Here is a 12,597-nt window from a genome sequence, read left to right as displayed (position 1 = left end):
AAAATTTCAGACATATTAGCTATGCCTAATTTTAAATCCTGTCTGACTAAACGGTTTCACCTGCATCAACATGGCGTTGCAACCACAACTCAAGCAAGGCAGCGTGCCATAGTTTACTGCCTTGTATGGCCGTAAAACTTTCAGGTGCATCAGGATTTGCCAATAGATTTTCAATATAAGCTTCATTAAAAATGCCACGCGCCTTGGCTGCTGGGCTGGTTAAGATATTGCGCATGTACTCATAAAACGCCCCGCGCACAAACTTCAAAGCGGGCATCGGAAAATAGCCTTTGGGACGATCGATGACCTCATCTGGCACGATACCTCTAGCAATTTGCTTTAAGAAAAATTTAAAGTCTTTTAGCTTAAGTGACTCGGGGGCTGCCATCGCCAGTTCAACCAATGTATGGTCTAAAAAAGGTACTCTGGCTTCCAAGCCCCATGCCATGGTCATATTATCGACACGCTTCACGGGATCATCCACAATTAAGGTGGTGGTATCTAAGCGTAAAACTCGGTCTATAAAACTGTCGGCACCCGGCTCTTGCAATAAATCATTGATGGCCAGGCGAGTGACATCTTCAATATGATATTCAGGTTGCACCATCGACAACCATTCCGCATGACTGCGATCAAAATAAAAAGGTGCAAAATGATCGACCAGTGCATCGCCCGGCTTGGCTTGCGCAAAAGACGCTGCCATTTGCGGATACCAAAAATAGCCCGCAAACACTTCGTCAGCGCCCTGCCCAGACATAACGACTTTCACATCTTGCGACACCTGCTCAGACAACAAATAAAAAGCCACCGCATCTTGACCAAACATCGGCTCAGACATCTGATCAACCGCATCTTGCAATCTGGGTAATACTTGGGCGTTTTCGATTAAATATTTCTTGTGTTCAGTTTGATAGCGTTCAACCACCAAATCTGAATACTCAAACTCACTGCCCTTTTCCTCTGGCACATCTTCAAAGCCAATCGAGAAAGTACGAATATTTTTAACACCCGCTTCAGCCAATAAAGCCACAATCAAACTCGAATCTAAACCACCTGATAACAAAACCCCAACCGGCACATCTGCTGCGGTTAGGCGTTTATGCACCGCCTGTTTTAAGGCTTGGTGTAAAGCTTCAATCCAATCAGCCTCGGTTGAAGCTTCAGAGAGCCCAAATTTTGACCAGGCCTGGTGCCCTTCAGGGTGCTGGTTGTTTTTAAGCTCAGATTGCGGTCTTTTTGCCTCTAAGAACCAATAGCGTTTTTTAAACATTTGCCCATCAGGATTCACAATCAACCAGTGCCCAGGTTCAAGTTTGCGAATGCCTTTTAAAATGGTGTGAGGTGCTGGAATCACACCGTGTAGGGTAAATTGGTGATGCAAGCCGACAGGGTCAATCGAAGTATCAATATTGGGGCGCTGACTTGACGCCAGAATAGCTTGGGTATTCGAGGCGAAAACTAAACCCTTGTCTAAAGGCGCATAATACAAAGGTTTAATCCCCATACGATCTCTCGCCATTAGCAACTGTTGGTTGTAATCATCCCAAATGGCAAAAGCAAACATACCTTCAAATCGGGTCACACAATCCATGCCCCATTGACGATAAGCCTTTAAAATAACCTCGGTATCTGAATGCGATTGAAAAGTTTGTCCTAATTCAATTAACTCGGCAGTTAAAGCCTGATAATTATAAATACACCCATTAAAAACCAAAGTGAGTTCACCATCCACCATGGGCTGATGTCCGCCTTCAGACAAATCAATAATCGCTAAGCGTCTATGCCCAAGGGCCACCTGGTCTTGCTGCCAAGTGCCGCCATCGTCTGGCCCGCGTTTCTCTAGGGCTTTGAGCATGGGCGCCAAATCTGCCGCATTTGCAGATTGACCAGACCAAAAAATTTCACCACAAATACCGCACATAGCTTTCCCTTTTTTATTGGCTATTTTGAGTTGTGCACCATTTTATCTAAAAGCACACTCTCTGTTGAAAAACCCGTCCATAATTAACTATCCTGTTGCACTAAAGTTATTTATTAGTCACCATTAAATTTCTTTGATAAACTTGTTGGTAAAAAAATCTATTAGAATACGACTCATATGAGTAAAAGGACGCAAAAATGGCCTTATTCACTAATATTCAAACAAAATTTTCGAGCATTCTCATCTTTTGTGCCGCAATCCTCTTTTCTACCAGCAGTGTTGCTGAAACGGTGAGTATTCCTGTCACTAAAACTTTGCATGCTCAAGCAGAATTTGTGAGCGGCGCAAGTGATATTGCAGTGCTTATCAATCACGGCTTTTTAACGACTAACAAATTTAGCACGGTGCAATCGCTGATTAATGCCATCAAAGATCAAGGTCACTCGGTTTTATCGCCCAATTTAACCTTGGGCATCAATATGCGAGAACAGTCTTTAAAGTGCAACAGCTTGCACACCCATACCCTTGAAGAAGATGTCACCGAAATTAATGCTTGGGTAGATTGGTTAATTGCCAAAGGCTATCAAAAAATAGTTTTGCTAGGACATTCCAGTGGCAGCCAAGAACTCTTATTGTCACAAATCACCCATCCAAAACCTGAAGTTAAACTGGCTATTTTCACCAGTTTATTTTACTTAAACGGAAAAGATTTAGGGACTCTGGACTCAGACCTTGCTTTGGCAAAAAAACTCATTGACACCAATCAAACAACACCGCAGAAATTCAGCTTTCTTTTTTGCCAAAAAAATTACCTAGCGACCCCTGAAAGCTTTTTGTCTTACCACAAGCTAACGCGTCAGCAAAACCTAGACTATTTAAATGCCATCACCATACCCAGTTACACCATTATGGGCAGTGCCGATAAACGCTACCAAAAGGTTGGTGAAAACTGGTTAGATGAATTAAAAGCAACCAAAACCCATTTAGAGGTTATTGAGGGTGCAAACCACTTTTTTTCCAGTGAGCATGAATTTGATTTACAAGATAAAATCAACGAGATTATCAACACTTTGAACAACTGAAGATTGCTAATCACCCAGGTAAGTTAAGCGTAATTTAAGAGAATATGGCAAACAAATCATGATTAAACCCAAAATAATGCATGCCAAATTTTATTTGATGTTTTTTCTCATCTTAACGCTTGGGCTATATATTGGCTTTAATATCAAACTTTATAAAGATGCCGAAGAAATTCGCCAACAAACTCAGCAGCGAACGGAAGAACTTGCTCAAATTGAACTCACTAATGCAATTGATGCCGCCATTGCTATTTCACGTTCCAAAATTAAAGAAATGGCCTTATGGGAAGAAGTACAGCAACAACTGAATGAACCCAGTTATTACTTTTTTTGGCATGATGAACGCCTCAAAGAGTCACAATACTGGGAAAAATATTACGATCAATTAGAGCTATACAACAAAGACCGCAAACCCTTGCATGCTATTCACCACAGTGATGAGCACATGAATGCTTTACCCAATGAAGTGCCCAGCGCAGATAAAAATACTTTCTTTTTAAATCAACAGGGACATTTAGATTTGGTAATGTTCGAGCCTATCTATAACAGTACCACTCAAAAACTTGAAGGCTATATTGGCTTAACATTAGATTTTTTGCCTCTCATCCTCCAAAATTATCAATTCACTTACCTCGATAAATCTTCCATTCAAATTGCGAAAACCCACAACATTGTAACCGTTGAAATGGATCAAATTGAATCGCAAATGATTTTTGAACCGGTTAAAAACCCCGTGAATGACTACTTATGGACATTAATCCAAAACTTTATTAACCAAGTGATTATTTTCGGTATTCTGCTCGCCGGTCTGTTCACCATATTTTTCAAACTTTCAACACTGAATCCGCTTAATAGTTTGGTCAATTATTTAACGCAGTTAAAAAACAACCCCTCTTCAATCATTCCCCCAGAGAATAAACGCTTTTGCTTTCTGGAATTCGAGGAACTTAAAAACTCCTTGTCGGGTTATAACCAGCAATTAATTAATGCACAGGTTGAAATTGAAGCGCAAAGAGAAACGGCCTTATGCCAATCCAGAATAGACGCCCTATCTAATATTTTAAACAGACGCGCCTTTGATACGCGCCTAGACACTATCTTTTTGCATTATCATGAGGCACAGCATCCGGTGGGCTTTATTCTGTTTGACTGTGACTTCTTCAAAGCCATTAACGACACTTACGGCCACGAAATTGGTGATTCGGTTATTCGCATTACTGCCAGTACCTTTAGAAACGCCCTACCTGAAAGCGTTGAAATTTACCGTATTGGTGGTGACGAGTTTGCTTGTATTGTTGAACATCAAGACCTCGCTGGTGTATTAGACATCGCCAACCTTTGTTTTAATGCTATCCGAAATTATGATTTTAATCACATCGGTATTCGCGAAAAAATTGCTTACAGCGTAGGCATCAGCTTCATAGATTCGCATAATTCCGAAGACCTTGCTCTAATGCACAAGCAAGCCGATATTGCGCTTTATAAATCAAAACGCTCCTTACATCAAAAAGTACAGGTTTTCCAAAAAGACGACGAACACGCAGGTAAAACCCTGACATCCAATGAACACATCACCGCCATCGTTGAATCTTTACATTCAGGTAAAAACATTCGCATGCACTTGCAACCTGTCTATGGCATTCACAATCAAATCGATTACTTTGAGTCACTCATTCGTATTCAATTTGACAATAAACTCATTCACCCAGTTGAAATTTTTGATGTCGTTAATCACCGTCACTTAGAAACTGAGCTCGACAAACAGGTTATTAATCAAATCCTGCATTATTTGGATGCTGGAAAAATTCAAGCCAATACAGGTGTTTCAATCAATATTTCTGCCTCTACTCTGTTAAACGAAGATTTGATGCCACTGTTTGCACCCCTTGAAGCACACTTAACTCACCAAAAAATCACCATTGAAATCATTGAAGACACCCTGATCAGCCACTTAGAATTGGCCACTCAAAAACTGTCTGCATTGCGTGAAAAGGGATTTAAAATTGCGTTAGACGACTTTGGCAGTGGATACTCTTCCATTCGATATTTAGCGCATATGCCAGTAGACATTATCAAATTTGATATGTCGCTCACCCATGCTCTATTACAAGATAAAAAAACCCACCAAATCATTATGACCACCGCACAAATGATTACCCATGCGGGTTATCAATTGGTTTTAGAAGGCATAGAAACCGATGCGCATTTAACCGCAGCTAAGGCCGCTGGTGCAACCCATTTCCAAGGCTATTTACTCGGAAGACCTCAAGACCCTTATTCAGCCTAAATGAACCCTATGCCAAGCCACAAAACAAAACCCCAAGTCATTGCCATTACTGGCGGTATTGGCTCGGGTAAATCGACTGTACGCAAAATCCTAGAAGCTGAAAACCTTTCCTGCATTGATTTAGATGACATCAGTCGTCAAATCGTTGCCCCTGGCACCCCAGGCCTGGTTAAAATTAGTGAGGTTTTTGGGCAAAACATCCTATCAAATGGTGTTTTAAATCGTGCTGAGCTCAAGCGCCGCATATTTTCGTCACCTAGCGACAAACAGCGTCTTGAAGCCATTATGCATCCAATGATTCGCCAAGCAACCTTAGAAAAACTCAACTGTTATTCCGAAAAAGATTTAGTGGTGGTTGAAATCCCATTACTCACAGAAATTGGAAGACCTGATTATGTAGACTGGGTGGTGGTGTGTGATTGTGCCGAATCAACCCAAATTGCAAGGGTGAGCGCTCGTGACAACATGAGCCAAGAAATGATTCAAGCCATCATGGCAAACCAAGCAACTCGGGCACAACGCTTAGAGATAGCGGACTATGTTTTGAATACTGAGCTGACTATGGATGAGTTATCAAAAGCTGTTAAAGCCCTGATTCAAAGCCTCAAAAATCAACCGGCCATAAACCGCTAGTGGTGGCTATGCCTTGCGCACCAGAAGCAATCGCTTGAGTTTTATCTGTGGGTTTCATGCCACCCAAAGCATACACTGGCACCGGCAATTTTGCCGCCATCTGCGCAAATTTTTCCCAACCCAAACCCGGTAACTCTGGATGAGAAGCCGTTGCTTTGACCGGTGAAATCAAAACCAAATCCGCTTTTAAACTCAACGCTTTTGCCAACTCTAATTCATTATGACAAGAAACCGCCAAATACTTATCGTCCGAAATAGGTCTTTCAACCCACTGCATTAAGTGACTGGATGCCAATTGAAACCCATCTGCTTCAGGTACTGCCAATAACCAATCTGGCTTACCATTTAGAAAACAACGGGCATTAAATTGGTGACACAAGGCAACAGCTTGTTTCGCCAAGTCTAAAAACTCGGACTCTTCCAGATGGTTGGCTCGCAGTTGCACTAGCTTCACGCCGTCTTGCAAAGCAATTTGCAACTTTTGAAGTGCCTCTTTAGGCGTTTTATACGCCCCTGCTATCATGTAAACAGATGGCAAATTTAAGGCGGTTAAAAGCCCCTGATTAGCCGCCGGGAAAGACAGCTTTTGCAACTCATCTGCAGAAACCCACTTTAGCAACTGCCCTTCTTTTGGCTGACAGTCGCCCGAGAAACTCTCTGCAATAAATACTTTTAAGCAAACTGACTTATGATCGTAATCCCACGGAATTTCGATTAACGGCTGCCAGTCGGTGATGGTTAAACCCACTTCTTCAATAAACTCTCTACTGAGTGCGGCTTGAGGGATTTCGCCAGACTCAATTTTGCCGCCCGGAAACTCCCAAAAATGCGCCAAATCTTGATGCGCTTGGCGCTGTGAAACCAGATATTGCCCATTGACCTTTAATACGCCCACAGCAATATCCACACTCTTTTTTTGGTTAGTCATCACGCTTTCCCAAAATATAGCATTCGCTTAAGAGCGATACTCGGCATTAATTTTCACATAATCATATGAAAAGTCGGTTGTCCAAACGGTTTCGGTGACATAACCGCGTTTTAAATCTACCCGAATTTTAATGTCAGTTTCATTCATCACCGCTTGACCCGCTTCTTCAGTGTACTCTGCAGCACGTCCACCATCCCTAACAATACATACATCGCCTAGATAAATTTCTAAAGCATCTATGTCTAAATTTTCGACACCCGCTCGGCCAACCGCCGCTAAAATACGCCCCCAATTAGGGTCTGAAGCAAACAAAGCCGTTTTAACCAAGGGTGATAGCGCAATTGTGTTGGCGACTTTTAAACATTCTTCAGCGGTGGCGCCTTCATTAACTTCCACGGTGACAAACTTAGTCGCCCCCTCACCATCGCGCACAATCATTTGTGCTAACTCCAGCATCATTTCCGTCACTGCGCCAGAAAACAACTGATAAGCCGCTGAATCAACCGACTCAATCATAGGCATATTCACTTGTTGTGTTGCTGTTAAGGTGCAAGCATCGTTGGTAGAAGTATCTCCATCCACGGTAATGCGGTTAAATGATACTTTTACAGCGTCACTTAAAGCTTGTTGCAAGCAGGCCTGGTTAATTTTAGCGTCTGTTGCAGCAAAACCAAGCATAGTCGCCATATTGGGATGAATCATCCCTGAACCCTTAGCTATACCTGTCATGGTAACCAAATGCCCGTCAATTTCGATTTGTTTGCTGACTTGTTTGGGCACCAAATCCGTGGTCATAATGCCTCTCGCAGCATTATCCCATCCTGACACGGTTAAATTGGCAACAGCATCTGGAATGCCTTTTTCAAATTTTGCGAGGGGTAAATTTTGCCCAATAACCCCTGTCGAAAATGGCAGCACTTCTTCAACGGCACAGCCTAACTCTTGAGCAACCCAAGCACAGGTCGCTTCGGCATCTAACAAACCTTGTTTGCCAGTACCCGCATTAGCATTACCGCTGTTAATTAACAACGCACGCGGCGCATGCGTACTGAGATAGCGTTTTGCCAAAGTAACCGGAGCCGCGCAGAATTGATTCAATGTAAAAGTACCGGCTGTTAAGCTGCCTTCAACAAATTTCATGACCACGATATCGGTTTTACCTGGTTTTTTGATGCCCGCTTGTGTAGTGCCTAAATAAACACCAGAAATAGGATGATTGTTAACTGCCTGAACCATGATAAAGCCTCCTGAGCGGACGATAAATGCTAAAAATCCACCATAAGTTTCTAGGGCTTAGGGTGGATTTGAACGAAATGTTAAATCAAATTGTAAACCAAGTTTTAGCTTAATTTACCACAACATTGTTTATATTTTTTGCCTGAACCGCAAGGGCAAGGATCGTTACGTCCTACCTTAGGCTGTTCACGACGATAAGTTTCTGAGTCGGTGTCTGTCACCGATGACTCCACAACTTCTTCAACTTCTGCCGTCATTGCTGCTTGAATGCCTTGCGCTGCCGGATGACTTGCCTCTAGATGCTGTGGGCGTTCAGCATTTTGACGAGCTTCATAAGCCTCAACATCCTCAGGACTCTGAATTTGCACTCTTGAAAGCAATTGAATGGTTTCAAACATAACCTCGTGTAAGAAATCCTCAAACATTTTGGCGGACTGCTGACGATATTGCTGGAAAGGTTCTTGCTGTGCATAACCTTTTAAATGAATCCAACGACGCAAATAATCCATTTCCATCAAGTGTGCACGCCATTGCTGATCAATAGTACGCAACAACACTTCTTTTTCAAAATGATGGCGAGTTTTAACATCCACACCAGCCATCTTAGCCTGATAAAGAGCATCGGCTTCGGCGATCAGTTTTTCACGCAACTGCTCTTCGTACATGGATTTATCAGCATCCAACCAACCCTGAATATCTAAAGTTAAGCTAAATTCTTCTTCTAGGGCTTGGGTTAATCCAGCGACATTCCATTGCTCAACCAAACTGCCTTGTGGCACAAATCTGCCCATAATATCGGTTAATACTGCACTGCGAATCGAATCAATGGTTTCCCCCACTTCATCGGTATCCATCAGTTCATTACGCTGAGAGTAGACGACTTTGCGTTGTTCATTTGAAATATTATCAAACTTCAACAAATTGGCGCGCTCATCTTGATACATACGCTCGACTTGTTTTTGAGCGCGTTCAATGGACTTAGAAACCATTTTATGCTCAATTGGCTCATCAGAACGCATGCCCAATTTACGCATCATGTTTTTAACGCTCTCAGAGGCAAAGCGGCGCATTAAATCATCATCCAAAGACAAATAGAAACGCGTGGTGCCCACATCGCCTTGACGCCCCGAACGACCTCTTAATTGGTTATCGATACGACGCGACTCATGGCGCTCAGAACCTATTACCATCAAACCACCACATGACAAAACTTCCGCGTGGCGAGCTTTCCATTGTTCTTTTAACTCGGCAATCTTCTCAGGCGTTGGATCTTCGAGTGAGTCAATTTCCATCTCCAAGTTACCGCCGAGCACGATATCGGTTCCACGACCTGCCATGTTAGTGGCAATGGTGATTGCACCGGGACGACCTGCCTGGGCAATGACATAAGCCTCTTTCTCATGTTGTTTTGCATTCAAAACATTGTGTGGAATTTTTGCTTGGGTTAATAAACTCGACAACATTTCCGACATTTCAATCGAAGCCGTACCCACTAAGATGGGTTGTTTGGTTTCATGAATGGTTTTGATATCGCGAATAATGGCTGAAAATTTTCCTTCCATGTCCAAAAACACCAAATCGGGTAAATCATTACGCTGAGGGATTTTGTTAGGCGGAATAACCACAACTTCTAAGCTGTAAGTCGACAAAAACTCGCCGGCTTCTGTATCAGCAGTCCCTGTCATACCTGAAAGTTTTTCATACTGTCTGAAATAGTTTTGGAAAGTAATCGATGCATAGGTTTGGCTTTCTGGCTGAATGGTCAAGCCTTCTTTGGCTTCTACCGCTTGGTGCAAGCCATCTCCCCAACGGCGACCTTGCATTTTACGGCCGGTAAACTCATCAATGATGACCACTTCACCATCTTGCACGATATAAGCCGTGTTTTTCTCATAAAGCACATTGGCTCTTAAAGCCGCTAGAATGTGCTTCATGAGGCTGATATGTTCTAGGTCATATAAGGACTCGCCATCATTCAACAAACCAGCTTCAATCAATAGGGTTTCAAATTTTTCATAACCTTGATCGGTTAAATAAACCTGTTTATGCTTTTCATCAACCGTGTAGTCACCGGTTGAAGTTTTGGTTTCTTTATCTTCTTCGCCGCGTTCTAAATGCTGCACCAACGGATTAATACGGCGATAAATATCGGCTTTGTCTTCCGCTGGTCCAGAGATAATTAAAGGGGTTCTGGCTTCATCAATTAAAATAGAATCCACTTCATCAACTATGGCAAAATACTGGCCACGCATCACGCGCTCTTCAGGATAAATCGCCATATTGTCACGCAGATAGTCAAAACCAAATTCATTGTTGGTGCCGTAGGTAATATCCATGGCATAAGCTAATTGCTTTTCTTGGCTACTTTGGCCAGAAACAATAATGCCCGTGCTCAACCCTAAAAACTCAAACAGACGCCCCATCCATTCGCCATCACGCGCGGCCAGATAGTCGTTCACCGTTATCACATGCACGCCTTTTCCGGGTAAGGCATTTAAATAAGCTGCCAGAGTTGCCACCAGCGTTTTACCTTCACCCGTTCTCATTTCGGCAATATTGCCAAAATGCAGAGCCATCCCCCCAATCAACTGCACATCATAGTGACGCATACCTAACACGCGCTTACCCGCCTCACGAACCGTTGCAAAAGCAGGTACTAAAAGTTCATCTAAGGAAACACCACTGGCCAAGCTGGCTTGAAACTCTTGGGTTTTGGCTTTTAGGGCTTCATCAGACAGCATCTCATAGCTTGCTTCTAGCTCATTAATTTGTGCAACTCGTTTTGCGTACTGTTTTAATATACGGTCATTACGACTACCAAATAGCTTTTTGAAAAGATTAAATGCCATGTATCAAGGTTCCAAATATTTCGTCTAAAATAAGGACAGCGACTGATCTTACCAATCAGCAAACACCAAATATTGAGTTTTTGTGCTTTGCGCTAAAATGTGCAACACTGTAAAAAATGGAAAATATTCTAGCATACAACCACAGGCTTAAACATGAAATCACTCCTAAATCAATCTGGCCATGGATTAGCACACATTATGGAGCAAGCAGAGCTTTTTCAGGCACTGCTCAGCCTTGGACAATCTTGCCTATCTGAAAAGCTCAAACCCCATTTAATTGGGGTTGGATTTGAAGAAAACACTTTAATCTGCCAACTAGATGATAATTTGTGGAGCACCCAACTGCGATTTTTTGAGCCAGAATTGCTTAAAGAATATCAAACTCATTTCCCGCACTTAAGATTACAGCGAATCAAAATTCAAATATTGCCCATTGCAGAAAGGACTTTAATCAAGCCGCAAACCATGGAACGCCCAACGCTCAGTTGCGCAAATGAAATGCGACTTTTAAGTCAGAAAGTTCACAGCAAGGGATTGAGTAGCGCATTAGAAAAACTGAGCCAACGCGCTTTAGAAGAATAAAAACTTAGATGGGTAAACTTAAATCGATAAACTTAGATTAAGTTTGCAGATAAAATTTTACAGCAGTATTTTGCTACTGCCATAATGAATTGGCGGTTCGCCTGAATCATAGGTTACGATTTCATAAGCATCGGAATCGGCCATCAAGGCACGAATCAATTCATTATTCAGAGCATGGCCTGATTTATGAGCGGTAAACTCACCCACCAACGCATAACCTGCCATAAATAAATCGCCAACGGCATCTAAAATTTTATGACGCACAAACTCGTCCTTATCTCGCAGCCCTTCTTCGTTCATAACGCCTTTTTCATCTAGACCAATCGCATTATGTAAACCGGCACCCAAACCTAGATTTTTGGAACGCAACATTTCCATGTCTTTCATAAAACCAAAGGTGCGAGCTCTGCTGACTTCTTTAAAATAAGCCGTGGATGAAAACTCTAAGGTCATTTTTTCAGCGGTTTTATCAAAAGCGGGGTGATCGAAATCTATCGAAAAATTTAAACGATAGCCTTCGTAAGGTTTAAAATTGGCGATACCGCCTTTATTGTTTTCAACCGTCACCGACTTTAAAACTCTAATAAATTTTTTCGGTGAATCTTGAATTTGAATTCCGGCAGACTGCAGTAAAAATATGAAGTGTGAGGAGCTTCCGTCCATAATCGGGACTTCATCGGCCGTTAAATCAATATATAAATTATCAACACCGACACCCGCTAGCGCAGACATTAAATGCTCAATCGTGGCAATTTTGGCAAGGCCACCACACCCATCATCTTTCAAAATGGTGGTACACAACATGGTTTCGCCAACCAAATCAGGTGCCACTTTAAACTCAACCACTGGCGACAAATCTGTTCGACGAAATATAACGCCTGTATCTACCGGTGCTGGACGAAGGGTCATTACGGCTTCATGCCCAGTATGTAAACCGACGCCTTTCGCCTTAATGGTGTTTGCCAGTGTTCTTTGATTCACGATTCTTTTCTCTGTCTTCTAAACTGCAAATATTAACATAAATTTAATAATACGACCGTCCAAATCAAATCTTGCACACCAAAAAAAACGCCCTAAGTGGG

At 42.4% G+C, this 12,597-nt stretch carries 9 protein-coding genes; 4 read left to right on the top strand and 5 right to left on the bottom strand.

Features of this window, described 5'->3' with window-relative positions:
* Positions 1-46: 46 nt before the first annotated feature.
* Positions 47-1,921: an N-acetylglutaminylglutamine amidotransferase gene (locus THMIRH_RS03535; RefSeq protein WP_173290793.1), complete on the bottom strand. Its 1,875-nt coding sequence runs from the start codon at positions 1,919-1,921 to the stop codon at positions 47-49.
* Between the two features lie 197 nt (positions 1,922-2,118).
* Here THMIRH_RS03535 and THMIRH_RS03530 point away from each other — a divergent pair, with 197 nt between their 5' ends.
* Genes THMIRH_RS03530 through coaE form a run of 3 tightly spaced genes read left to right on the top strand, consistent with a single transcriptional unit; the run spans position 2,119 to position 5,920 of the window.
* A complete protein-coding gene (locus tag THMIRH_RS03530) occupies positions 2,119-3,003 on the top strand; it encodes a DUF1749 domain-containing protein (protein WP_173290792.1) in 885 nt (294 codons plus the stop codon).
* A gap of 58 nt (positions 3,004-3,061) precedes the next feature.
* On the top strand, positions 3,062-5,287 hold the full coding sequence (locus THMIRH_RS03525; protein ID WP_173290791.1) for a GGDEF domain-containing phosphodiesterase: 2,226 nt from the start codon (positions 3,062-3,064) through the stop codon (positions 5,285-5,287).
* Between the two features lie 9 nt (positions 5,288-5,296).
* On the top strand, positions 5,297-5,920 hold the full coding sequence (coaE, locus tag THMIRH_RS03520; RefSeq protein ID WP_173290790.1) for a dephospho-CoA kinase: 624 nt from the start codon (positions 5,297-5,299) through the stop codon (positions 5,918-5,920).
* Here the strand turns inward: coaE and THMIRH_RS03515 are convergent.
* The 3 genes from THMIRH_RS03515 to secA form a co-directional block, all read right to left on the bottom strand.
* Complete coding sequence (locus THMIRH_RS03515; protein ID WP_173290789.1) at positions 5,892-6,848, bottom strand: Nudix family hydrolase; 957 nt, start codon at positions 6,846-6,848, stop codon at positions 5,892-5,894. The two genes, coaE and THMIRH_RS03515, sit on opposite strands and share 29 nt — an antisense overlap.
* 27 nt (positions 6,849-6,875) lie before the next feature.
* Positions 6,876-8,084, bottom strand: a complete 1,209-nt coding sequence (gene argJ, locus THMIRH_RS03510; protein WP_173290788.1) for a bifunctional glutamate N-acetyltransferase/amino-acid acetyltransferase ArgJ — start codon at positions 8,082-8,084, stop codon at positions 6,876-6,878.
* Positions 8,085-8,188: 104 nt separating this feature from the next.
* Positions 8,189-10,933: a preprotein translocase subunit SecA gene (gene secA / locus THMIRH_RS03505; protein WP_173290787.1), complete on the bottom strand. Its 2,745-nt coding sequence runs from the start codon at positions 10,931-10,933 to the stop codon at positions 8,189-8,191.
* Between the two features lie 153 nt (positions 10,934-11,086).
* Between secA and THMIRH_RS03500 the strand changes: the two genes are divergently transcribed.
* A complete protein-coding gene (locus tag THMIRH_RS03500; RefSeq protein ID WP_173290786.1) occupies positions 11,087-11,515 on the top strand; it encodes a DciA family protein in 429 nt (142 codons plus the stop codon).
* A 57-nt stretch (positions 11,516-11,572) separates the two neighbouring features.
* On the opposite strand, the gene lpxC is transcribed toward THMIRH_RS03500, so the two are convergent.
* Positions 11,573-12,496 (bottom strand): UDP-3-O-acyl-N-acetylglucosamine deacetylase, encoded by a 924-nt coding sequence (gene lpxC / locus THMIRH_RS03495; protein ID WP_243831492.1) that lies wholly within the window; start codon positions 12,494-12,496, stop codon positions 11,573-11,575.
* Between the last annotated feature and the right edge of the window lie 101 nt (positions 12,497-12,597).

It is taken from the genome of Thiosulfativibrio zosterae, from assembly GCF_011398155.1.
GTDB classification, from domain to species: domain Bacteria; phylum Pseudomonadota; class Gammaproteobacteria; order Thiomicrospirales; family Thiomicrospiraceae; genus Thiosulfativibrio; species Thiosulfativibrio zosterae.
This window is presented reverse-complemented; position numbering and strand designations above follow the sequence as displayed.